The organism is Paenibacillus glycanilyticus (assembly GCF_051200795.1).
GTDB lineage: Bacteria > Bacillota > Bacilli > Paenibacillales > Paenibacillaceae > Pristimantibacillus > Pristimantibacillus glycanilyticus.
In genome coordinates this window covers 3,235,794-3,259,758 of record NZ_CP195155.1, presented here as the reverse complement: position 1 = coordinate 3,259,758, position 23,965 = coordinate 3,235,794, and the positions used below count along the sequence as shown (strand labels likewise).

Here is a 23,965-nt window from a genome sequence, read left to right as displayed (position 1 = left end):
GAGTTTCCCAGTCATTATTATTTTATGCGATAACCCTTGAAGAAAGGAAGATAGACGGATGAGAAGTGAACAGGATATGAGGCGGATGCTTTTGGATTTTGCAAAAAATCATGAAACGATCCGGGCAGCTACGCTGGAAGGCTCCCGAACGAACAAGAACATTCCCCCTGATTCGTTTCAAGATTATGATATTTCCTTCTTTGTAACGGACATGGATGCGTTTAAGGAGAATGACCAATGGCTGGATACCTTCGGCAAACGCCTTCTAATGCAAAAGCCCGAAGACATGGAATTATTCCCGTCGGAGCTTGGCAATTGGTTCTCTTATCTCATTCTATTTGAGGATGGGAATAAGCTAGACCTCACTTTGATTCCCCTTGAAGAATTGGACGAGTATTTTGCCAAAAGCGATGGCTTGGTCGAGGTACTGCTCGATAAGGATAAACGCATCGGAGCCGATGTCATTGCAACAGACCAGCAATATTGGATTAAACGGCCGACGGCAAGGGAATTTGACGATTGCTGCAATGAATTTTGGATGGTCTCCACTTACATCGTAAAAGGGCTGGCGCGAAGGGAGATTTTATTTGCCGCCGATCATCTTCATGAGATTGCTCGGCCTAATCTGCTCAGAATGATGGCCTGGCAGATTGGCTTTGAACGTGGCTATACGTTTAGCGCAGGGAAAAACTACAAGTTCATTAACCGGTATCTCCCGGCAGATGATTGGTTAGCTCTCCTTACAACTTATTCTCAAAGCAGCTATCCGGATATGTGGAATTCTTTATTTACATGTTATTCGTTATTTCGCAAATACTCGATGTCCGTAGCTGCTGCTCTCGGTTACCCCTACCCGGATTATGACGAAGCTATATCTGCTTACACGGGGGAGATTTATAAATCCATCACACCTAATGAAAAATAAAACTCCACCTTTCCATCCTGCGCCACATGTCCGTAATTCGCATGACCGTCCTGAATACCCGCCGCATAGGCTTGAATCGCCTTTGAATAGGAGATCAGCTTATAGCTGAGCTTACTCATCCGGATGCACTTCTAGACTATACCCTAAGCCTCTGAACGTCTTAATCCGGATCTCCCCGATTTTTTCCCGCAGCCTGCGAATATGGGTATCCACTATCCGGCCATCCCCGTGGTAGTCGACTCCCCATACCTGATCCAGCAGCATTTTCCGGGGAACGATCTGACCCTTGTTCTGGATGAGATACTTTATTAATTGGAACTCCTTCGAGGTTGCCTGCACATCGCTGCCGTCAAGGTATATTTTCTGAGCTTCCATATCTACCACCAGATCGCCCGAACGCAGTTGAGAGGCCCAATTCAACAATTTACAAGCATGGGTAATCAGCACTTTGGGCTCAAAAGGCTTGCTTACATAGTCATCCGCACCGGCATTTAGGGCATAAAGTTCATCTTCCGAATCGCCTTGGTCCGTCAGAAGCAACACCTTGGTCCGGCTGACCTTTTTGATTTCCTTGCATACCTCTACCCCGCTCACCTTCGGCATCATCCAGTCCAATACGGCAATATCCACCCAATGCTCGTAAAACAATTCCAGCGCTTCTTCGCCATCCCCGGCTGTCAGCACGTTAAATCCCTCTTTAATAAAATAATCTTTTAATATCTGCAGCATCATCGGCTCGTCATCGGCCAGCAGCAAGTTCATACGTCACCAACTCTCCAAATATCAGTCTTGCCCATTCATCGGCTTTATTTTCAAAGCTATTAACGGCAAAATAATCACGCAAAAAAAGCTGGCTCCGACAAGGAGCCAGCTTTTTTCCTTTACACTTACAAGGCGCCAACAACGCGGTGAGGAACATACCGTTCCTCCAGGTACTTAATCTCGTCCGGCGTTAACGTCAGCTCGATCGATCCGATCGTTTCCTCGAGCTGAGCCATGCTTGTTACGCCGATAATCGGCGCCGTTACCTGTTCCTTTTGCAGCAGCCATGCCAGGGCAACCTGAACACGGGGAACGCCGCGTTGCTCCGCAATCTCCGCAACCCGCTCGGCAATGACGCGATCCTGCTCGGCGAATGCTTCATACTTCATTTTTTGAGCCTGATCGGTTTCGGAACGGTGCGTAACGGTACCCCAGTCGCGAACCAATCGGCCGGAGGCAAGAGGACTATACGGAATTGCGCCAATCTTCTCCTCTTTAAGCAGCGGCATCATCTCGCGTTCTTCCTCTCTGTACATGAGGTTAAGATGATTCTGCATCGCGACAAAGCGGGTCCAGCCATTCCGCTCCGCAACATGCAGAGCTTTCTGGAACTGCCAGGCATACATGGCGGAAGCTCCTATGTATCTAGCCTTGCCTGCCTTCACTACGTCATGCAAAGCTTCCATTGTCTCTTCAATCGGCGTATTGTAATCCCAGCGGTGAATCTGATACAAGTCCACGTAATCGGTTCCCAACCGCTTCAGGCTGTTATCGATTTCGTTCATAATCGCTTTACGGGATAGACCCGCGCCGTTCGGGCCCGGCTGCATGCGGAAGAATACTTTCGATGCAATCACGACTTCATCCCGGTTGGCGTAATCCTTCAAGGCGCGACCGACAATTTCTTCGCTTGCACCAGTCGAATAAGCATTCGCCGTATCAAAAAAATTGATTCCCAAATCCAAAGCTTTCTTAATAATTGGCCGGCTGTTCTCCTCATCAAGTATCCACGGATGATTCCAGCGTTCTACGTCACCAAAGCTCATGCAGCCAAGACAAAGGCGTGAAACATCCAATCCTGTATTCCCCAATTTCACGTATTCCATCCATATCCCCTGCTTTCCTTTTAGTCGATCCTATTATCTCACTTGGAGTTAACTCCAAGTCAAGGCACGTCTGGCAATTCGATTGCGTATTCCCTAATCCCACCTCTGGTCTAATTTATCCGCATAGAACAGTAACGCTTTTCGATAGGATTGTATACCTTGGTCTCCGCTTGTCTCTGCTAGCTGCTTCAGCAAGATTTCCATAGCCGCGTTATGCTCCTCAAGGTTATAAAGCACCATGGCATAAAAGACCTGGAACTCCCGGTTATCCGGATATTCGTCTATCGCTTCCCGGAAAATCGATCGGGCCTGGGCGTACATGCCCAATGTCCGGTAAGTGCTTCCCAGTCCCAAATAAGCGCCTTGCCGGTCCTCTCCGCTAAGGCCAAGCTCTATTGATTTTTGATAAAAAGGAACGGCTTCCCTCTCGAGTCCCATCGAATCATGCACCCACGCGCATTGATACCAGACGGACGGATTGGCGGGATATCGTTCAGTGAGCGCCAGCAGCATGGATCTGGATTCCTCTAATTGTCCCGATTCTCTTAGTTGTATGGCGATTTCCAATTCATTCAATGTTATGGCTCCTTCCGAAAAAGCCTCCCGCCATGCAAGCAGCTTGTTCGCATGCTTTTTCAAACGGTGAATACACTTAAGTATTCAAGCGTTTTTTCAGGAGGAAAGTATGGCACATCCTAAATCATCATTCGTAAAAGGTACGTTAGTCTTGTCGGCCGCCGCTTTCATTAACCGGATTCTCGGCTTTATCAGCGGCATGTACATCGCCCGAGCGCTTGGCGCGGAAGGCATTGGTCTTCTTATGATGGCGCATCCGCTTGTTCCGCTGGTCATTACGATTACGGAGCTTGGACTTCCCGTTGCCATCTCCAAGCTGGTCGCCGAAGCCAATGAGCAAGGCGACCGCGCTAAGATAAGGAGGATACTGAATGTCTCTCTTGCGATCACATCCGTACTCAGCATATCGCTGACGACCTTCTCGCTTATTTTCTCGGAGTGGATTTCTTCGATTCTGTTAAGCGACCAGCGAGCTTATCTAGCGATGCTCGCCATCACGCCAATTGCTCCGATCGTAGCGATCTCCGCCGTCTTGAAAGGCTATTTCCGCGGCATGCAGCAGATGAAGGCGATTGCCGCATCCGATGTCCTTGAGCATACGGTGCAAATCGCCTGCGTATTGGCGCTCGTCCACTTGCTTCTGCCTTATGGCGTGGCTTATGCGGCGGCAGGCGCTATGGCCGCTTCCGTCATTAGCGAGATGATCAGTCTTCTCTTTCTCGCTGCCAGCTATAAGCTTTACGGCGAGCGGAAAGCCGCGGGAGAAACGTGGAGGAACCATCTCAAGCACGGAAGAAGCACGCTTAACGAGCTGCTTAACCTAGGAATGCCAACGGCAGGTCAAGGCGTTATTCACTCGTTATACAGCGCCTTTCAACCGCTGCTTATTACAACCAGTCTTGCGATGGCCGGTATCGGCACGGCTATGGCGACCAAACAGTTCGGTTTGCTGGCTGGTTACACATTTCCCTTGCTGTTTATGCCCAGCTTTATAACCAATTCTCTCTCAACCGCACTAGTTCCTGCCATCAGCGAAGCGGCGGTCAGCAAGAACACTTTGCTCATACACGAACGGATGAACCAAGCCATGATTGTAGGCCTTTTGATCGGCGCTCCGGCAACCGTTATTTTATTTCAGTGGGCAACGCCGCTAACATCCGTCATTTACGGGGCTCCCGATGCGGGAATGCTGCTGCAGATCTTGGCTCCGATGTTCTTCTTCCATTATTTTGACGCACCGCTTCATGCCATTCTTCTGGGACTTGGCCGGACGAACGCCGCCTTATGGAACTTTATCATCTCCACCGCCTTCAAAGCCGTCTCCATCTTTGTATTCGGCAGCCAATTCGGCATTGTTGGAGTTGCGTTTGGCATCGGGATCGGCATGGTTCTGCAGATGATGCTTAATTTCTTCTCCATCTCCAGCTCGATCGGCTTTTATTGGCCGGTAGAGCCTTACATTAAGGTAGGCTTGTGCATGGTGCTCATGGCGCTCTTCGGCCGCTGGTCCATGGCGTTCTTCACCTACGAAGGCTGGCCGATGTTATGGAGCATGGTAGCCTCCATCGTTGTCTCCACTCTCTTCTATTTCATAACCCTTATGCTGACGAATACGATTAATTGGAAAAGCTTTAGGCGAACAATTCCGTTGCCGTAACTTCAGTTACCGTAATTAATATTATGTAAACTAAAATGAATGGGCATGAAAAAGCCTGCAGTCGAGCTGCAGGCTTTTTTTCTTCGTATCTTTATTTTCCTTTTGCCGATTGCCCCATCCGGTCGGCTAGCTGCTGAAGGTCCATTCCCTTCAAAGCGCCTTCGATCAGCTCAGCCAGTTTATCCGGCGTGCAGCCAAAGCAAGGAATGCCGTATTGCGCCAGCTTTTTCGCGACCGATTCGTCATAGGACGGTACGCCGTCATCCGACAAGGCGAGCAGACAGACGGTTTTTACGCCGGACTCATGCATCTCCTTCAAGCGCCGGATCATTTCGGTCCGGTTGCCGCCTTCATACAAGTCGGAGACGAGAATAAAGATCGACTTCTTCGGTTCGGTTATAAACGGCTCGCAATATTGGAGCGACTTATTGATATCGGTCCCGCCGCCAAACTGAATGCCGAACAGCATATCCACCGGATCGCTCGCACACTGCTCGCTTAAATCCACCACCTCGGTATCAAAGGCAACCACCTTTGTCTCCAGAGAAGGCATGCTCGCAAAGATGGAACCAACAAGCGATGCATAGATGACGGAATTGGCCATCGAGCCGCTCTGGTCGATATCGAGAATGACGGTCCATTCCTTGCTTTTCCGCGCGCGGTCGAAGAAGTAGACCTTCTCCGGGATAAGCAGCCCGCGTTCTTGATCGTAATGCTTCAGGTTCTTGCGAATGGTTGCCCCCCAGTCAAGACCGCTCAAGGAAGGCAGCGGAGAATGCTGCCTCCGGTTCAAAGCGCCGGTAACCGCACGGGTAAGATCCTGCTCGAGGCGCTTCATGATATCGTCCACGACTTCCCACACGAGTGTCCGCGCGGTCTCTTTCGTGCGCTCCGGAATTTGGCCGCGAAGCGACATTAAAGTTGCGACCATCCCGATATCGGGTTTAACCTGGGACAGCAGCTCCGGTTCGAATAGCAGCTGGGTAAGCCCCTTGCGTTCTACGGCATCGGCCTGAATGACGGACACAACATCAGGCGGGAAAAAATGCCGCACATCGCCAAGCCATTTGGCTAACCTGGGGGACGACGCCCCCAATCCGGCAGATCGGGATTTGGAAGCATTGCCGCTGCCTTGGCCGCTAAGCCCGGCTCCTGACCCCGTCCCTTCTCCTTCGTAAATAGCCGCCAGGGCTTCATCCATTAGCATATCCTCATCGTTTAATAGAGGTCTACCTTGCGGACCGCCTGCTCCCTGCAGCTTTTGTTCGGCAGAAGCTCCTAATATAAGCCTCCAGCGTCTGACTTGTTCCGGATCCATGGTCGTCATAGGCTAAATATCTCCAAAGTCAAAATCGTTAAGTTCATCCAGCCGCTCCTTCTCTTCTTCGTTAAGCGGACGTTGAAGGGCTTCGCCGGTTGGTTCCGCTCCGCTTCCCCACAAATCGCCCAGCAGCTCGGCAATCGCCGCTTTCTCCCTCGGTTCGAAGCCGCCGAATGCGCGCCGCAGAAACACCAGCGAGCGCTTGAACGGCTCTTCCTCCAGCGAATTCACGTATTCATCCAGCTGCCGCCATAAATAATCTCTCGACAATAACGCGTAACGGTTGCGCATCGACATGCCTTCGAACCAGCCGGAACCAATGTCCGCCGGAATACCCGGCGACAGACGGCGCGACACTTCCCTCGCGCATTCCTCTTCGCCGGCTTCATTCTTCTCGAGCACGATCGCAAAGGCGAACCCGGACAGCTTCGCGTTGCGGTCATCCCTGGCCGCAAGCTCCTTCAGCTTGTTCATCCAAAGCGATCCGTCCACGAGCTGGTAATGCTCTTCCGCCGCTGCATCCATCGCTTGAATAGCGGTTACCATCGCTGCCGCCGCGTCGTCATTGCAGCCGGCGGCATCCTGCAGCATAAGGGTGCCTCGCAGGAACAGCTGCTGCATTATGGGCACCAAAGTCTCCGTCTCGATCCGGCGGATGGAGCCGTACTGCAGCAGGATGGACAGCTCTTGCACCGTTTCGGCAATTTGCTCGAAGCTGCCAGCGTCAACGGCAAGCCGCTGCAAAGCGCCGGTCGCCTGCCCCATCACCTGCGGCAGCCCACATTCGCAAGATTTGCGGATCAGCTTGGCTGCCTCGGCGATGTTCGTGCAAGCCAGCAGCTCTTCATGAATGACGTAAGCGGCCGCAAGCTCAACCGTTTCTCCTTTTAAGGTAGATTCGACCGTCTCGATCTCGGCTTCCGGCGACCATTGCAGCACCCAATGCTCCGCCCAGGTCGCGTCCGCCTGAGTAACCCGCTGCTTGCGGGCAAAACGGATTCCCAGCACGGCAAGCCGGTGCAGGAAAACCGATCGGTTCAAATCAAGGAAAGCGGATTCCTCGGATTTCACCCGCCTGTTTTCTCTTAGATCCAGTTCCAGGCCGGCGGCAACAAGCGTCTTGTATTTATCCAGCTTCAGCCGTTTGAGCTCGCGATTCAAATCATCCTGGACAGGTGTCTGGCTTACGCCTTCCGGCAAGCTGCCGATTACCGTTCCGATATCCACTCTCGCAAGCGCTTCTGCGACGGATGACAATTCTCCAAAGCCAAAAAGGACAGTGGCCGCGTCCCGCAAGTCCTTCCAGGTCGGCAGCACGCCGTCATGCATATACGCCAGCGCATCTGCCATTCTCACAGCCTCGATGACCGAAGCCGTCGAACGCCATGTTCCTAGCTCCCGCATTTGCATGGCGACGGAGGACAGATACAAGGCCGGCAATTCCTTCATCTTCCCTTGCTTCATGCATTGCCACAGCAGAGAATAATAGGCAGGAGCCTGATTCCCTGCCCCATAGCCGGAATGCGAGGATAATTTATAGTAGGAATAAGGCATTAACGTCATCTTGGACGGTACGCGGGGCAGCTTCTTGAGCTCGGTATCCGTCATAGCAGGCAAATCCAAGGTGAGGGCTGATGTGTGATGGGCGCCGCTGACCACTACGATCTTATCCGGCTCATGACCGGCTTTAATCGTATCCAGAATTTTTCGGCGCATGAAGGCTTCCCGGATCTCGTTATAGGCGTAACCTCGCGGAGTCAATTTCCGTTCGTCCCGGTCCGTTAGCTCCCTCATCTCCTCCGCATACGTTCGGATCGCGCTGCGGTAGCTGTCCGGCTGCAAACGATGCTCGAAATGCCGTTCCCAATACGCTTCGTAATCCGGTTCGCCGGACAACTCGGCAATTCTGCCATAGAGATCGGCAGGGGTCTCGGCTTCCTGAACGCTGCCGTCCGACAGATCGGGTGCCGTATCCCTTCTTGCGTCGGCAAGGGCAAGGGATACCTCCGTCGGCAGATCGATAAATTCCGAATGGCAGTTATGGTTTCTAGCCCACAGCAGAGCCTGATATTCGGGGGAATAGTCGGCGAACGGGTACAGAAGCGTACGAACGGGCAGACGGTCCGTATAGGCAAGCATCGCCACCGGCGGAACTACGCCGCGGGCGGTCAATTGCTCGGCCAGAATCCCCGCGTCGCTGGGACCCTCGATTAATACCGCGGTCGGCTTCACCTCCCCGAGCAGGGCGAGGAGATGATAGGAGCCTGCCGGCGACAAGTGCCTGATGCCGAAATAATGCGGTCCGCTCAACCGTTCATCTCCGCGCACGCGTTGTACAGGCTTCGCCATGACGCCCCCCTTTTTTTCATCACGTTATCGAGATATTCCTTCCATACCTGCTGATCCTTCGCGTCATCCTTTACGATTGCCCCTTGCAGCCCGGCTGCAATATCCTCGTCGGTCAATTCTCCGGTGCCGAAGCTTCCGGCAAGCGCCATGCTGCCCGTAAGCAACGAGATCGCTTCGGCTGTCGAGATTACGCCGCTTGGCGACTTCACCTTCTCTTTGCCGTCGAGCGTCAGGCCGCTGCGAAGCTCGCGGAAAATCGTCACGACCTTGCGAATCGCTTCGTCGTCCGGCTGCGAGGCGCGCAGCTCGTAGTTCGCGGATATTTCGCTTACCCTGCGGCGCACGATATCGATCTCGGTATCCAGGCTAGAAGGTGCCGGCAGCACCAAAATATTGAAGCGCCGCTTCAAGGCAGCCGACATCTCGTTTACGCCCCGGTCTCTTGTATTTGCGGTCGCAATAATGGAGAAGCCGCGTTCAGCAGGCACCTCCCTGCCAAGCTCGGGTATGGCTATTGTCTTCTCCGAGAGGATAGAGATCAAAGCGTCTTGCACTTCGGACGCGCAGCGGGAAATTTCTTCAAAGCGGGCGATTCCTCCGCCTTCCATGGCACGAAGAATCGGGCTGCGGATCAGCGCTTGATCCGACGGACCCTGCGCAAGCAGAAGCGCATAGTTCCAGGAATAACGGACATGCTCCTCGCTTGTGCCTGCCGTTCCCTGCACAACCTTGGACGAGTCTCCGTGGATGGCAGCGGTCAAATTTTCCGACAGCCAGGATTTTGCCGTTCCCGGCTCGCCGATCAAAAGCAGCGCCCGGTCCGTCAAAAGAGTGGCAATCGCCATCTCGACCAGACGTTTATTGCCGATGTATTTCGGAGTAATCGTGGTTTTGCCAGCCTGGCCGCCCGTAATAAAGGTAAGCACCGCTTTGGGAGAAAGCTGCCAGCCAGCAGGCTTTTCGTTATTTTTATCGGCCACTTTCAGCGCTTCCAGCTCATGCGCATACAGCTGCTCCGCCGGCAATCTTAATACATTTTGTTTTTGATCCATTGCCATACTCCTTTTCCACTCTCCCCTGCCTGATCGCCTGGCATCGCTTCCAATGCCTCAACAATCTCCAGCAATTCATTTTTAACCGATTCGTACGCAAGTGCTTCCGCAAAAGCGCGAAGACGAGGCGCATAAGCCTTCTGCATCGAGGCAAACAGCTGCTTCATCCGCCAGTCTATGTAATAGAAGCTGCGGGAGGTTTTGTTCTCAAGCAGCCCCATGAAGAGCTCGGGCGCTTCCTTGAACCCAACGCGGAATAACGTCAGCAGTACATTTTGCGTACGGTAGTCGTTAACTCTTGAGCCGTCCTTCAGCTTCGAAACAAGATAGGACGTCACGTCCCGGTCATTCTGATGCGCAAATGCGCAGACCAGATCCGTCAAGTCCTGACCGGCGAGCGCTTTGACCCAGCGGCGATCCCAAGCCTCTTCCGGAACGGCTTCGGCGCGTTCGTCACTGCCTGCCAGCTGCTCGTGAACGATTTGCTGAATCGCTTGCTGCAGCAGCTTTGCGGACGCTGAACGTCCCTTGATGGCATCCGCATACCGGTCGAAGAGCTCTGCCGGGGATAATTGCCTAAAGGCAGCGCGGAAGCTGTATCCGATAAATTTGCCTTTATAGGCGGAATGCAGACCAATCGCGAACCGGTCGGAGGGCTCCGATTCCAGCGCCAGCAGAAGCTCTGCCGCCGTGTCCTGCACGACGCCCGCGTCGGCGGTCATAAATTCATCGGTTGCCATCAGTCTGCCAAGCATCGGGAAGGCTATCTCGGCGAGTTCATGCGCATGGCTGTTCAAGCAGCGCAGATCGATATGGAGCTGCTGCAATGCAGCTTCTCTCGCTTTGCCTTCGCTTGCCGAATAACGGTCCAGCTGTTCCTCCGCATGCGCGATGATTCGCTTATGAAGCGTAAGCGCCGAACATTTGCGGATCGGGTAAATAACAAGCTCCGCATCCTTGGATGCAACAGCCTCAAACAAGCGGTCCTGGCAAGGAATGGATGCGAGCCGCGCCAGAGCGTAATAAGCCGCTTCGCGTACTTCTTTTCTTTTTTCCCGGCTTTGCTCAAGCAGGAAGCCCTCTTGACCTTCGTAGCCGCTCAGCAGCTCGATAGCCGCAATTTTCAATTCAGGCGCGCCCGATGCGCCGGCTTCATGTATGAGCTCCAGCGCGGACTCGCCTTGCAGAAGATGAAGCAGCTGAAGACGCCTCGCATCTCCTTTGCCGCCCTGTAGATTTAGCTGGCTCTGAAGCAAAGGGACAGCCGCTTGCCCGAACTCCGGCAGTATTTTCAGCTGAATGAATTCCGGAATTTCGGAATAAACATCGTCCAGCGCGCTGCATAAAGCGGGCAAAGCCCGAAGATCGAGGAAGCTCCGGTCTTCATAAGCCTGACGGATCTGCTCCAGCCTGCCCGAGCCCTTCGTCGTTAAGGCCTCGAGCAGCGGATGCAATCTCCGGAAGGTCACCTCCGTAGGAAGTGACAGTCCAGCGCTGCTCACAGGCTGAGTCTCTCCCGCAACATCGGTTTTGCCCTGCGTATGCAGGACGGCGCTGAGCAGTGTGGCCAGCTCCAGCAGCTTCAAAGCGCTTTCGGCACGAGGAGCTTGAATAAGTCCCTCCGTTGTATCTGCCAATCGTTTGAATACGGGTGCGGCTTCCCCGGCTTTCTGCAAGGAAGGAAGCAGCTTCGATAACCGTATATCCCCCTCGGCCAGGCTGCTGCCGGCAATAAACAATCTTCGCACCTCAACTTGAAGGTCAAGCAACAAATCTACGCTCATGGTAGTCACTCCTCTAGTACAACAGCCGAATAATCCGGCTATCCGTGATGATGCTCATCGGCTGCGCCGACAGACGTCCGCTGTCCACGTCATGCCGGAACATGACCAGCGCAGCTTGGTCCCGCAGCTCCTCTTCTTGCAATAACGGCACAATCGTCTCGAGTCGCGCAGGCGTAGCGATCATTTCCGATGTCATCGGAATCGGCTTGCCTTGCTTATCCCGGAACAAGTAACCTTCTCCGGACTTCTCGATGGTATGATAGGCGATTAGCACAACCGGATTGCGGTTAACGAGAGGATTCTTAATGATGTTCTTCACTTGTTTAATCACCTCAGGGAATGAACCGTTCGCCGCTTCCTTTACCGCCTTGTAGTCCTGAACGGCAGCCTCGCGGAACAGTCCCTTATCCCACCTTACGCGGGCATTGATCTCGCCCGGATACTGGTACAGCTCATCCGTTTGCACAACGGCGTGCACGGTATCCTCTTCTTTAAGCTGCTTGGCCGCCCGGAACGGGCGGAGATTGCGGGTGGCATGAACCTTCCCGTCCTGCAGGTCTGCCCACCAACCGGCATCCACGTACTCTCCTCTTGCCTGATCGGTATACGACAAAAAGGAAAGCTGCAGCAGCTCGGATGCTTGCCGCACGCGGCCATACTCTTTCAGTTCGGCTAACTGCCAAGCGTGGCCAAGCTGTTCCTCAAGCGTTGATTCCGTGTCTAACGGCATATCCGGTTCCGCTAAACGCCGCTCCAGATAAGCTTTTCCCTTCTTCGCCAACGAATGGATACGGATCAGCTGCTCGATCGCCTTGGAATAAACCGCTTCACGGTTCGATTCCTCGTCAAATAGCAGGATGAGCTCTCTCAACTCCGCCTGAACGCCGGGAATATAGTAATTGCCAAGTTCCTTCGCTTGATCCTCGAGGAGCTGGATATTCTTCTTGCTCAAGCTGCCGAGTCCGCCTTGAACGGTTTGCAGCACCATTTTCTCCAATAGCTGAAGGCCTTCCAGCTGTGCATTGATTTTTTTGGCCAGCGCCGACTTGTTAACCTTGCGTTTGGCTGGTGCCGCACCGCTTGCCACTGCTGCTTCGGTTTCTTTCTTCTTCTCTTCCCGCTTTTCCGCTTTGCCCCGTTTCTCCGCGATATCCGGAGGCAGCTCTGCTTGTTCAAACGGCTTACCAAGCGCATAGGCATACATTAAACCAAGCGTATGCTTGCAGGGGAACTGCCGGCTTGGACAAGAGCAGCGCGACACCGGACTATCCGCCTGAACAAAATCAACCGAGCAGCGGTACGGTTCCTTGCCGCTTCCTTTGCATTCCCCAAACAGCAGGGTCCCGTCTTCCGTTCTGCGGAGCACCGGGAAGCTGTTCTTTTTGACCAGATCCCGGCCGTTCTTCATCGCTCCCGCATTGGGAGCCAAGCTATCCACATAAGCTTCCGTTAATGACGTCATAATCTACCTCTCAGACTTTAAAGAATGCTATTAACTTCGACAAAATGGGCTCCATTTCCTGTTTGAGGAAACCACCAACTAATGTATGAGCCTATGATTTCAATTATGATAGAGCATTCTCCGCCCGAAAAAAAGGAGGCATTGATATGCCTCCCAATCTCTCACTGTTTCACAAATCCTTCTCCAGCCCATGTATAGGTGCTTTTCACGTGTTGCCCCGTAGAATTATCATAGTAATCGGTTTGGAACGAAGAATCGCCAATCCTCTTCAAATGAGTGGAATACATGGAGTCATCCGCACTAATAAACATGCCATCCCTTCCTCCCGCGTCTAATTCCTTAAATTCGTTGCTGCCGGTCAGAGTAAATAGCTTGTAGTAATTCCCGTTGCTTGTTCCATACTGCCCTATCGTAAAATCAGGGTTTCCATCCCCGTTATAATCATCGAACGATAGATCAAATGTAGAGTTGAACAGCAGCGGATCCGTATAGAAGTCATTTAAAGCGACCCGGTTCAGCTCATTGCCGATGTCATCCCGCAACACGAGATGAAATTCTCCGCTCCAATTCGGTCCCATGAACGGTCCCGGAGACCAATCTTCGGAATATGTCCCGTTAACCAGCTCGATATCGATGTAATAAGGCTTGAGCATAATCGTATACATATCGTTTCTGGATAGCGTCATCGTTCCGGATACCGTTACGGACGAAGCGTCGGCCTCTGCTTTCTCCGCGCGCAGATTGCCGAAGCTGGATTCATTGTCAACTTCAATCCGGTTCCCCAATAGGGATGCGCGGCCAAACACGGCAGCCGACTCCGTCCGAAGCATAAACCTCCATTGCCTGCCCGAAGGATCCGGGTAGGTCAGCAAGGACTCCATATGATCTTGTTTATACCTTTCCTCCAAGCTGTGTTCCAGGCTTATCTTGGAATAGGTCAACGTTCCGATATAGACGATGGATGTCAGAACGCCCGCAAGCACTAAATACCTGCCCTTCCGGAACCATAGCCCGATAATAACGGATAGCAGCATCGGGAATAAAACAAACGGATCATCCCGATCGATAACGCTAAATTCGTATTCATGTTCAATGAGCGGATAAAACAAAGCTACCCCGTTGCCGATATAATCGATCAACAAATGAGTTCCGGCACTAATCATAAACGTCAGCCACATCCGCGAGAACGGGAATTCCTTTTGGAGCTTGGAAAAAAAGTAAGCCGTGATCCAACCGATGAGCGGGATCAGAAAGACGGAGTGAAAGAACAAATCGCCAAAAAACTTCGTGAAATCAGGCGCCAGTCCTGTAATCGCACCAAACAGGAGCAATAGGGAACGCCTGCCAATCGAATCCGTGAATGCTCTGCCGAACAAATACGAGGTACTGGCACCTGCTGCGGCATGAATGAACGTATGTAAGATTAGATCCAAAATACTCCCCCATTATCCGAATGTCTTCCTAAATATGTAAACGAATGAATGGGAGCTATTGTTGCAAGGATGCAAAGTTTCTAAGGATCTTCTCCATCTCCATTTTTGACTGCCCGAATTGTCGTTGACGATTACCGTTCGCGCCGGATGGGTGAGGAAATCCCCATAAGATTTGTTCCTCGCTGATCTTTTTTTCGCTAAGCAATCGCATGAATACCGTTTCCACCGCTTTTCCTAACGGAATAATAAGCGCAGTATGGCACAAGGCGTGAAGCTCACTGTTCATTAGTTGATATGCATAGCTATATAGCAAGGCGTTTTTGGAAAGCTCGGGGTTATGGCCGCTGTAATTTTTCTTGTTCACAAAGACGGGATAACGAAGCAAGGAAGTTGTTTGAAGCAGCGGGGAACCGTCTTCAAACAATGCTTTGCTGTCCGCAAGTCCGAAATACGCATGCAACTTCAATTCATTCAGCATGTGGATCAGGTTGCTTCGCATGGACCCGGCAAATCGCGCAGCTTTTTTCGCTTCTTTGCATATTTCTTGCGCGGATTTGTTCTCGAGCATAGCCAGCTTCGCTGTTCGTATCGCGATCTCCATTTGATTCCAGCCTGGAGTGAGGCCTACGATCATGATTTGGGCTGTGGGATTGCAGTAATCGTTGTGCGGAGCATAATACATCTCTATTGGCCCTTCCCGTAACACGTTTAATTCCGGAACCAGCAAGTCATCCGGCGAGTATCGGGGCTTGAGCGGCAATCCGCGAATAAATGCTTCGTACTTTTCAAAATTCGAATTGATAAGCATGCTTCCATATCACCTTCCTCTCTTTGGAGTCACTCGCTTCTCTTATCTTGATCTTGCGTAGAAGATTGAAATTTATTCGAATCGTAAAATGCCATTCATAAAATAACGCCAATCTCCTGCCCTCATGGCTTGGAGATTGGCGTTTGTATCTTAAATTTCCTATTTTAACTTTTCTATTTTAACTTTTCTATCTTAAATGATTTCTTTCCTTTTGGACAAATGAATATAGAGAATAATTCCGGTAATTGCGCATAATGCCGCGCATAAGCCAATGAATCCGTAACCGGCTTGAAGGCCGCGAAGCAAGCTGTTCGGCGAATTTTCTCCGACTATATGCTTGACAAGCTCCGTAACACCGCCAATCAGATAATTGCCGATTACGCTGCCTAAGCCCATCATGGTGACGGTAAAGGTGATCGCCGTATCGCTGCCTTTCGGATAGCGCTTTGCGATAAACGCCATTACGGTCGGATAGATCATCGCAATGCCGATGCCGGAAGCTGCAAACAGGAACGCAACACTCTCGCCGCCTGCTATTGCGGCAAAGGTGCATAAAGCCGAGAACCCGGAAAAGATGATGAGAGATAGGACGAAGCCTATCCGGTCCGTCAGCGGACCAAGCAGCAGCCTGGCCAGCGCAAAGCATAAGAAGAAAATAGACAACATGCCGGAAGCATTTACGGTATCCCAGTTATATGCCTTCTCCAGGAAGTTAACAAGCCAGCCGCCAACGGCAAGCTCCGAAACAACGCCAAACGTCAGGACAAGCACCATTAGCCATAGTACCCGGTCTCTTAGCAAGGTCTTTAGAGGAACGCGGTCTTCATGCGAGATATCATCCCCCGGGAATGTATTGAACATGGCGATAAGAATCGGGATCACCGACAACATTAGCATCGCCAGGTACATTCCGCGCCAGTCCAGCGTATGCCCGGCAATCGTCAATTTCATCAGGCCGGTTGCGATAAGCGGCGCAACCGTAGAGCTTAAGCCGTAGAAGCCATGCGTCATGTTCATCATGGTGCCGGTATTTCTAACGAAAATCCGGGCGCTTAGAATAGCAAGACCAATCTCCAGCATCCCGTTGCCGATATACATAAGGAAATACGAAGCCGAGAACATCGAGTAATGATGGGAGAAGAAGATAAGAATGCCGGAAAACGCCATTGAAGCGAATGCGGCAACGGTAACCCATTTAATTCCCCATATTTTCGTCAAATAGGCGGTAAACGAACAGGCTATCAAATAACCCAAAGCGTTTAAGGATAATAAGGTTCCAAGCTGGGACTCATTCAGCATAAAGTCGAATTGAATGCGCGGTATAGCCGGACCCTTAATATTTTCCGAAAACCCGAAAATAATGAATCCGATAAATATGGTTGCCAGCTGCATGGCGTAAATCTTGTTGAACTTGCCTATACTTTTTTCCACTCTTCGCGTGCTCCTAATCTGTTATCTTTTCTCCGTGAGCTGCAGCCGGTACGTAAGACTTTCCAGCGTAGCCGTTACAAGTCCCGTCATGTACTCCCGATGCGTGTTGTTCTGCATAATCAGCTGCGGCATATGCTCCTGAGGAATATCCTTCAGACAACCCTCCTGCAGATCCTTCAGCTGCGACTCGCGCGGCAGCTCGCCCGTTATCGCGATGGTTACCGGATTAATGATGGCAATAATCGAGGTTAGCGTCATAACCGCCAGCCGGATAAAGCCTTCCTCCGTATGCAGCTGCCTCAGCTGCTCCTCTCGCGCGATGCCGAATGGCAGGAACGATACCTCGCCGCCAAATGTCGTGTTGCCCGACAAAATCCGGCCGTCCACGATAAAGCCGGCTCCCGGAAAATGATTCTTCGGAAAAGTCACCACGGCAAACGTCTTGTCTTCTTCAAAATTTTGAAGATGGTAGAAGCCGTAGACCGTCATGTTCATGTCATTCTCGATCGTAATCGGGATCCCGTACTTGTCTTCCAGATAAGGTCCCACAGGCTGTCCGGCAAGTGCAGGCACATCGCATACGCCTATCACTCCCCGGTGAACAACGCCGGGTATACCGATACCGATGGCCTGCACATTCTCATTGTCGTTGATTAGGCCTTCAATTAACCGATCAATAAAATCCGTGTCGATGCGAGGCAGCTCCAATGCCGTCTCGCTGATCGTCTCGCCAAGTAAATTCACTATGCTGTAGCTGACAGAATGAATGCCGCCTTCCGTCCTGACAAGCAGACAAATGACGCAGCCAAAATTGGCGTTGTATCTGTATTGTTTGGCAGGTCTCCCGCCATTTGCCCCATCCGGCTCAAGTTCAATGATCTCGCCGATGGCAAGCAGCTCATTCAGAATCGTCCCGCAGGTAGCCACGCTAAGCTTGGTTAGTCCGGCAATCGATGCTTTTGTCGCAATCCCTTGCGCCTTCAAAGCGTTTTTGACCAGTTCCACGTTCATCTTTTTCACTTGAATCGTATTATGCGTGTGAGATGACATGCTCTCACTCCTTTTAGCAAATACTTTTTAAAACATTTTTAATAAGTGGAGTATAAAGTCCTCTGACCCATAAGTCAACAGGGAATATAGGAAGACAAAATAAAAAACCGCGGTACGCGGTTTTTCGTCTTACGTATCTTATTCGGTTCCGATCGTTACTCCCAGCTCTTTCAATCTGCGCCGGTAAGCGATGGCGACGCGGTCGCATTTGAGATGCAGCTCCGCCTGCAGATCGAGCGGCAGCAGCTCCGGCTTTTGCTCCTCGACAATTCGTTTGTCCTGCTCGAGCAGCGTATTCTGGAAATCGATAAATACCTGATCCGGAACGTCCGGCGCATAGTTGCGGAGCTGCAGCATAAACGCCGTGCAAGTCGTTTCAGTCTCCGGCAGTACGATCAGGAACAGATGAAAGATCTCGTCAGAGCCTTCGCTGCCCTTCACCAGCTTGACGCAGCATGGCGTATAGATCTCATAGATATACCGGTTGTCGACGCCAATCCCGCGTCCATCCGGGTCGGGCTGGTAGACGACAATCTCATCCGTCACTAGCGCTCCATCCACCTGATGTACGTTATAGTCATTAATCTCGGCAAATTCGCTGTCGCCAAGCAGCCCTTCATGCACAAACATCAGATGCGAGACATCCAGGAAATTCTCGATGACACGAGGGGCTGATGCTTGAACCGGATAAGGTCCCATCCAGATCGGCAGAAGCCCCTCCTCTATTTTCCCTTCAAGCGGCGGGTAATCCTCTCTTGGCTCTCCTAGGCAGACCCAGACAAAACCGTACCGTTCCTGACATAAATAAGTTTGCGTTTTCGCTTTGAGCGGGATCGACTGCGACTTAGGCAGGGCCGGGATGCAGACGCATCGCCCTTCGCCGTCATACCGCCACCCATGGTAAGCGCAGACGATCTCGTCATTATCCACGCGGCCAAGCGACAGCGGGACACCGCGGTGAATACAAAGGTCTTTCATGGCTTTAACGCCTTGCTTCGTGCGGAAAATGACAACCTTCTCTCCCAGAACAATGACCTGCTTGGGAGTGTCGCTGACATCGGCGGCAATCGCTACAGGATGCCATTCATGCTCGAGTACAGGATCTTTTCTAATCATGCCGGCCACTTCCCCTTCTGTCTTGGACTATTGCGGTATGGTCCCTTCAATGCCTTTGACGAACCAATTCATGTTCAAAATCTCGTCTACGGTCATCTCTTTGCCTTGCGGCACTTTCTCCGTTCCGCTCTGATCGGCGATAGGTCCGTTAAATACATCGAAGCTTCCTTCCAGAATCTCTTTTTTCTTCGCTTCGACCAGATCTTTGACATCCTGCGGCACGTTCTTGCCGAACGGCGCGATATCCGTAATGCCGTCCTTCATGGAACCGAAATAGCTTTCGGACTTCCAAGTGCCATCCATAATGGCTTTTACCGTCTGCACGTAATAAGGGCCCCAGTTCCACTTCGGATTGGATATATAATAATCCGGCGCGTATTTGCTCATATCCGAGTCATTGCCGATTCCCCATACCCCGCGTTCGGCAGCAGCTTGAATGCTTGCCGGCGAATCCTGGTAAGCGGCCAAGACGTCTACGCCTTTGTCGAGCAAGCTTGTTGCCGCCTGACGCTCGGCTGTTGGATCAAACCAAGTATTGCTCCACACGACATCTACCTTCGCTTCCGGGTTAACGCTTTGTACGCCTAGCGCAAACGCGTTGATCGTATAGATGACCTCCGGAATCGGGTAAGCCCCGACATAGCCGAGATGATTGTTTTTCGTCATTTTGCCTGCCGCCATCCCAACGAGATAAGCGCTTTGGTATTCCTTGCCCAGGTAGGTGCCAAGATTGTCGGCTGTTTTGTAGCCGCTTGCGTGAAGAAATTTCACATTGGGATGCTTCTTGGCTACGGCAACCATCGCATCCATGTAGCCAAAGCTTGTGCCAAAAATAATATCGTTCTTCTCGGCAAGCTCTTCGAATACGCGCTCCGCGTCTGCCCCTTCCGGTACGTTCTCAACCGTAGTTGCCGTAAGGCCAAGCTCTTTCTCCATCATCTTGCGGCCTTGATCATGCTCGTAAGTCCAGCCTCCGTCCCCCGGAACGCCAAGGTAGACAAAAGCGACTCTAGGCTTAGTCTGGTCACCGCTTGCGACAGCACCCGCGTCCGTTGAATTCGTCTTTGTTTCCTTCGAGCAAGCAGCCGTAAAGACAAGCAATGCTGCCGCTGCCACCATAATGAGCTTCTTCATGCCAAGACCCTCCCCCAATTTGCCGAACGAATGCAACCTAATTTCGGAAAGCTTAGAGGTAATATAGGTCATCGTTATATCCACGTCAATATTACTGACATCAAATATAGTTGAGATACTAAAAGAGGTTCGTTAAATTGTGCTTGGTGCACATTCCCATAAAATCCACGTCAGGTTATGTACGATAACTCTCTTGGTTTGCATAAAAAAACTCCTCATGGTATGAGGAGTTCCCCTAACAATAAAATCGGAGAGATTTGCTTGAGATGATGCTCTAAATGCTCTAAGTAATCTTTTATCAGCCATTCCAGCGTATGCTTCTCGCCGTTAGGCAGTTGGATATGGCATGTAGTTAACGTATCAACGGGGACTGCCGAAATCACTCTCACCATCGATCTGTTCAGGCTTTCCCATAAGGCGATAATTTCTTCTGCCGGCGCCGATGCATACTGCTGCGCTTCAACCCATTTGTCCTGGTTATATGGAGTAATAACGTATAGTCCTGCGGCAGTCGGAGCCTCAACGATCCTTCTGCAGTTGTTGAACGCCGAATCGCACAGATGTCCGAGAATTTGCAGACTGGACCATTTGCCAAGGGCTCGCGACGTTGCCATTCTCTCCTCAGACCATGCTCTTAATTGCAAGGGTACCGATTCCACGTATCTTTCAAGTTTCGCGGCGGTTTTCGTTATCATCTATATCGCCCCTTTTTCCGTAGTTGCTCCATTATATCAACTATCGCTCAAGAGCATTATGGAGAGTATTCGATGGTTAACTTCAAGAATTTTGATAATAAAAAAACCTCCCGAAGGAATGTCGCCATTCCATCAAGAGGTTTTACGCTATACCTTACAAGCCCAGTCCTTCAAGCGAAGAGACGTCTTTACCATCCACGTCAACGTGAAGAGTATCGCCGGCTTGCGGAATCAAAGCCCAGATATTCGGCAGATAACGGGGAATATTATTGCGGGAAGAAGGAATCGTAATGTTATCGCCGTTAAAATACATCGAAGAGGAAGAACCGCCATCCATGCACATGGCATTTACCGCTCCACGCTCGTAGAGCAAATCCTGTACTTCTTTGATGCTAGCGCCAACGGAACGGGTTTGACGGCCGTCAATCACGACAAAGATGATGCTGCCGTCGGCTTTTTGTCCAATCGCCGTACGCGGCCCCCAGCCCCATCCGCCGTCGCCTTCAACCATTTTTTGGCCGTTTACGATAAGCTGCGGCTTGAAGCCTGCTGCATATTGTACCCCTAGGTTAACCAGCTCATTCGCGCTGTACTTGCCCGTAATCATGACGCCATCTTTCGTTATGCCGGCAACAAATTCTTTTGTATTCTTATTCTGGCTTTTGATAACGCCGTCTTCAATAACGACACCGGTAGAAGCTCCGCCGTTGCCATGCCCATCCAAGTCGACAAAACCACTCGCGTTAATGGCGGCAAGGGCTTTGGCCCGCTTCGCGATAACAAAGATTTGTTCGCCATGGTCACTCAGCTTTGAGCTAACGAGCTTTACCCGATTCGGATTGGAGATCGTAATGACTTTTCCTTTGTAATAATGCGTGGGATTAGTGTAACTCTCAATCGACTCCACGTGCACATACAAATCCTTATCGGACTTAACGTTCACCATGCCGCCTAAATTGCCCGATCCCGACGCGCTGTTTACGTAATTCGGATTATTTATATTTTCCAGCATAGCGTCCAAGTCACTTTGGGGTAAAAAAGTGTACTTCGCCCACTGCCGGTGTTGTGACGATAAAATGGTCTCCGCCGCCATCGCCCGAAGACGATATCCGGAATCTGTAAAGAACATAAAGATACCCGAGATAATCGCCCAAACGAGAATAAAGACACCTACAATACCAAAAAATTTCTTCACAAGTTCCATCCTTTCTTTGCGGACTTCACCCTATCGATGATAGCCCATTATAAATGCAACAGCAGCGTAAATACTAGAAGTAAATATTATCAGTACAACCATGACGATGACATCCACATCTATCAGACGTAACAAATCGATAAATAAGTGCAGTTTTTTGCAATTTTTTTGTTGTAAATTTTCCCATAAAAAAAGCGGCCTCGCGTTTCGAGACTGCTTAGCGTAACAGCTTTATGTTCCTACCCGTTCCGTATAGACGTTTTTGAATGACAATTTTTTGAAGTCATCCTCATTAATAAAGAAGTATAGAAGTCCGGACAAGTCCCATTCCATTCCGACATCTTGGTTCGAATCCGCCTGAAATAATAAAATATCCTTCTTAGGATAACCTCCGTATTGCAGGGCTGTCATATGCCCTAAAAAACGATAACCAATTCCGACATCATACGTTTCTTGAAACTTAGACTTAAAAATAAGCGAATACTTGTCCAGAACATCTTTCTTTTTAAGAATCTTATTTTGTTGCAAGTAATCCCCATCCGGGATCGTTAATTCTAGTTTTTTCTCGATAATTCCCGACTTGAATACCTGTTCATCCGTTAATGCATCAGGTGGATTCATTCTTATTAATTGCGAAGTATCCGCAGTATAAAAAACCAGATTGTTTTTCTTTTTTTGAGAATCAAATTTCGGGTTATCATACCACAATTCATAATCATAGACGTAAAAGAAATACAGAATTCCGCTTACGGGATATTCTGGATTCACGGATGCCATAGGAAACTCTTCCAAATTGATTTGTGCCAAAAAGGACATGGGATGCCCTTTCCAAGAAGGCCAAATGAATGAAGCCGGCACATCCGGATGCCCGCCGATTTTACTGGTGCCGATACCGATCTGTTCTTCATCTACAATTTTAGGTACCATATAAAACCCTGGTCTAATTTGTTGCTTAATGGTATCCCAGTATGAACCTAAACCCGCTTGGTCTGCCAATAAGCCAATTTCATCTAAAGTTGGTTTGAACTTCTCATCGTTTTGAGTCATATAGCTGGAGTCACTCTCTGCATCTCCCTTTGAACATGATGCCACTGAAAAAATCATGATCGTTCCTATAACAACAATGGCGAAAAACCTCATAGCCTTATTTTTCATTTTTAAATATCGTCCTCACAAACCTATTCAATATCCCACTCTGAATTGGCTCTTTGATTCCCCATACCTGCCCAAGCAACACAGGGGGAATAAAGACCGGATATATCCATGAGTAGGTTCCGTCAAGGAGAAGCTCGCCAAGTTGAAAACGCCCTTGATCATCCAATTTTATTGCCCATCGATCACTATATGCGGTAATTTTTCTTTTCTCCGCATATTTTCTGGCTGTTGAATAATTAAACGTCTTTATACGTTCCAGATTGCTTTGCTGGACCATCGCTTCAAACTTCTTCTGTTTGTCCTGCCAACTGAAGGCAGAGTCCCAAATCTCGATAAGCTGATAACCTTTCAGCTCCGAATTGATAATAGCATCATAAATATGGTCGCTCACAAAAGGATAATTGACGACTCTATCTCCCTCGTGGAATTTCACGCGCATAATGTGATGCGGCTTAACAAGCTCCTCGTAAAAGGCATACTCCGTGTATTCCGAAATAATGTTGCTTCCGTTTAACCTCTTAATCAGACTATTTTCGGCGTCAATGCAGGATACGTGATTAAGTACGTGCATGAAGTAATAAGTAACTCCATCAAATTCAAAAGGAAGGAACTCTATTTCTCCGGAATGAGTGGTTGATTTGAATACGTTCTTTGCTCGTTGATTTATAAGGAGAGCCCCCTTATGACAACCCATAATGTCACTTGGTTTCCCATTTTCATGGAAAATAACTTCCGGAGCTTTCCATTGCTCGCTTAATGGTGTTCCATTAAATGTTAATCGATCATAATCATCCATGTTGTTAATTCTAAAGTGATTATAGGATGGATGATAATCTAACAGCCAAATCTTCAAAGTTAAAACACTCCCGATTATTTAATCAAACACTCTAATTAGTATCGGATGATGGAATGTTTAACATTATATCCCTGCCGGAATCAGCAGTTGTGAATGCT

The 23,965-nt window shown here is 50.2% G+C and carries 21 protein-coding genes; 2 read left to right on the top strand and 19 right to left on the bottom strand.

Features of this window, described 5'->3' with window-relative positions:
• Positions 1 to 58 precede the first annotated feature (58 nt).
• The gene (gene ant(6), locus ACR9FF_RS14940) at positions 59 to 925 is read left to right on the top strand and encodes an aminoglycoside 6-adenylyltransferase (RefSeq protein ID WP_435171923.1); all 867 of its coding nucleotides are present in this window, start codon (positions 59 to 61) and stop codon (positions 923 to 925) included.
• Here the strand turns inward: ant(6) and ACR9FF_RS14935 are convergent.
• The 4 genes from ACR9FF_RS14935 to ACR9FF_RS14920 form a co-directional block, all read right to left on the bottom strand.
• Positions 895 to 1,044: a hypothetical protein gene (locus ACR9FF_RS14935; protein ID WP_435171922.1), complete on the bottom strand. Its 150-nt coding sequence runs from the start codon at positions 1,042 to 1,044 to the stop codon at positions 895 to 897. The genes ant(6) and ACR9FF_RS14935 overlap by 31 nt on opposite strands.
• On the bottom strand, positions 1,037 to 1,687 hold the full coding sequence (locus ACR9FF_RS14930; protein WP_435171921.1) for a response regulator transcription factor: 651 nt from the start codon (positions 1,685 to 1,687) through the stop codon (positions 1,037 to 1,039). The genes ACR9FF_RS14935 and ACR9FF_RS14930 overlap by 8 nt, the downstream gene beginning before the upstream one ends.
• A 125-nt stretch (positions 1,688 to 1,812) precedes the next feature.
• The gene (locus ACR9FF_RS14925) at positions 1,813 to 2,793 is read right to left on the bottom strand and encodes an aldo/keto reductase (protein WP_435171920.1); all 981 of its coding nucleotides are present in this window, start codon (positions 2,791 to 2,793) and stop codon (positions 1,813 to 1,815) included.
• A gap of 93 nt (positions 2,794 to 2,886) precedes the next feature.
• Positions 2,887 to 3,369, bottom strand: a complete 483-nt coding sequence (locus ACR9FF_RS14920) for a tetratricopeptide repeat protein (protein WP_435171919.1) — start codon at positions 3,367 to 3,369, stop codon at positions 2,887 to 2,889.
• Between the two features lie 109 nt (positions 3,370 to 3,478).
• Between ACR9FF_RS14920 and spoVB the strand changes: the two genes are divergently transcribed.
• Positions 3,479 to 5,026, top strand: coding sequence for a stage V sporulation protein B (gene spoVB / locus ACR9FF_RS14915; RefSeq protein WP_435171918.1), 1,548 nt, complete (start codon positions 3,479 to 3,481; stop codon positions 5,024 to 5,026).
• 91 nt (positions 5,027 to 5,117) lie between these two features.
• Here the strand turns inward: spoVB and ACR9FF_RS14910 are convergent, their stop codons facing one another.
• From ACR9FF_RS14910 to ACR9FF_RS14840, 15 genes are all read right to left on the bottom strand, one after another.
• Positions 5,118 to 6,353: a VWA domain-containing protein gene (locus ACR9FF_RS14910; RefSeq protein ID WP_435171917.1), complete on the bottom strand. Its 1,236-nt coding sequence runs from the start codon at positions 6,351 to 6,353 to the stop codon at positions 5,118 to 5,120.
• A gap of 3 nt (positions 6,354 to 6,356) precedes the next feature.
• Positions 6,357 to 8,696 carry a DUF5682 family protein gene (locus ACR9FF_RS14905; protein ID WP_435171916.1) on the bottom strand — a complete coding sequence of 780 codons (2,340 nt, stop codon included), beginning with the start codon at positions 8,694 to 8,696 and terminating at the stop codon, positions 6,357 to 6,359.
• Positions 8,654 to 9,748 carry an ATP-binding protein gene (locus ACR9FF_RS14900; protein WP_435171915.1) on the bottom strand — a complete coding sequence of 365 codons (1,095 nt, stop codon included), beginning with the start codon at positions 9,746 to 9,748 and terminating at the stop codon, positions 8,654 to 8,656. Before ACR9FF_RS14900 ends, ACR9FF_RS14905 begins: the two co-directional genes overlap by 43 nt.
• The gene (locus ACR9FF_RS14895) at positions 9,724 to 11,532 is read right to left on the bottom strand and encodes a hypothetical protein (RefSeq protein ID WP_435171914.1); all 1,809 of its coding nucleotides are present in this window, start codon (positions 11,530 to 11,532) and stop codon (positions 9,724 to 9,726) included. The genes ACR9FF_RS14900 and ACR9FF_RS14895 overlap by 25 nt, the downstream gene beginning before the upstream one ends.
• Positions 11,533 to 11,545: 13 nt before the next feature.
• On the bottom strand, positions 11,546 to 12,994 hold the full coding sequence (locus tag ACR9FF_RS14890; protein WP_435171913.1) for an SWIM zinc finger family protein: 1,449 nt from the start codon (positions 12,992 to 12,994) through the stop codon (positions 11,546 to 11,548).
• A 161-nt stretch (positions 12,995 to 13,155) separates the two neighbouring features.
• A complete protein-coding gene (locus ACR9FF_RS14885) occupies positions 13,156 to 14,427 on the bottom strand; it encodes a metal-dependent hydrolase (protein WP_435171912.1) in 1,272 nt (423 codons plus the stop codon).
• Positions 14,428 to 14,482: 55 nt separating this feature from the next.
• The gene (locus ACR9FF_RS14880; RefSeq protein ID WP_435171911.1) at positions 14,483 to 15,235 is read right to left on the bottom strand and encodes a hypothetical protein; all 753 of its coding nucleotides are present in this window, start codon (positions 15,233 to 15,235) and stop codon (positions 14,483 to 14,485) included.
• A gap of 192 nt (positions 15,236 to 15,427) precedes the next feature.
• The gene (locus tag ACR9FF_RS14875) at positions 15,428 to 16,627 is read right to left on the bottom strand and encodes an MFS transporter (protein WP_435172121.1); all 1,200 of its coding nucleotides are present in this window, start codon (positions 16,625 to 16,627) and stop codon (positions 15,428 to 15,430) included.
• 60 nt (positions 16,628 to 16,687) lie between these two features.
• Complete coding sequence (locus tag ACR9FF_RS14870; protein WP_435171910.1) at positions 16,688 to 17,716, bottom strand: ROK family protein; 1,029 nt, start codon at positions 17,714 to 17,716, stop codon at positions 16,688 to 16,690.
• A gap of 138 nt (positions 17,717 to 17,854) precedes the next feature.
• Complete coding sequence (locus ACR9FF_RS14865; protein ID WP_435171909.1) at positions 17,855 to 18,832, bottom strand: Rieske 2Fe-2S domain-containing protein; 978 nt, start codon at positions 18,830 to 18,832, stop codon at positions 17,855 to 17,857.
• Positions 18,833 to 18,859: 27 nt separating this feature from the next.
• A complete protein-coding gene (locus ACR9FF_RS14860; RefSeq protein WP_317979457.1) occupies positions 18,860 to 19,966 on the bottom strand; it encodes a BMP family ABC transporter substrate-binding protein in 1,107 nt (368 codons plus the stop codon).
• A gap of 215 nt (positions 19,967 to 20,181) precedes the next feature.
• A complete protein-coding gene (locus tag ACR9FF_RS14855; protein WP_435171908.1) occupies positions 20,182 to 20,661 on the bottom strand; it encodes a DinB family protein in 480 nt (159 codons plus the stop codon).
• A 154-nt stretch (positions 20,662 to 20,815) separates the two neighbouring features.
• Entirely contained in the window at positions 20,816 to 21,856 is a 1,041-nt protein-coding gene (locus ACR9FF_RS14850; RefSeq protein WP_435171907.1) for a phosphodiester glycosidase family protein, read from the bottom strand.
• Positions 21,857 to 22,087: 231 nt separating this feature from the next.
• Positions 22,088 to 23,011, bottom strand: a complete 924-nt coding sequence (locus ACR9FF_RS14845; protein WP_435171906.1) for a YwqG family protein — start codon at positions 23,009 to 23,011, stop codon at positions 22,088 to 22,090.
• Positions 23,001 to 23,864, bottom strand: coding sequence for an imm11 family protein (locus ACR9FF_RS14840; RefSeq protein WP_435171905.1), 864 nt, complete (start codon positions 23,862 to 23,864; stop codon positions 23,001 to 23,003). The genes ACR9FF_RS14845 and ACR9FF_RS14840 overlap by 11 nt, the downstream gene beginning before the upstream one ends.
• Between the last annotated feature and the right edge of the window lie 101 nt (positions 23,865 to 23,965).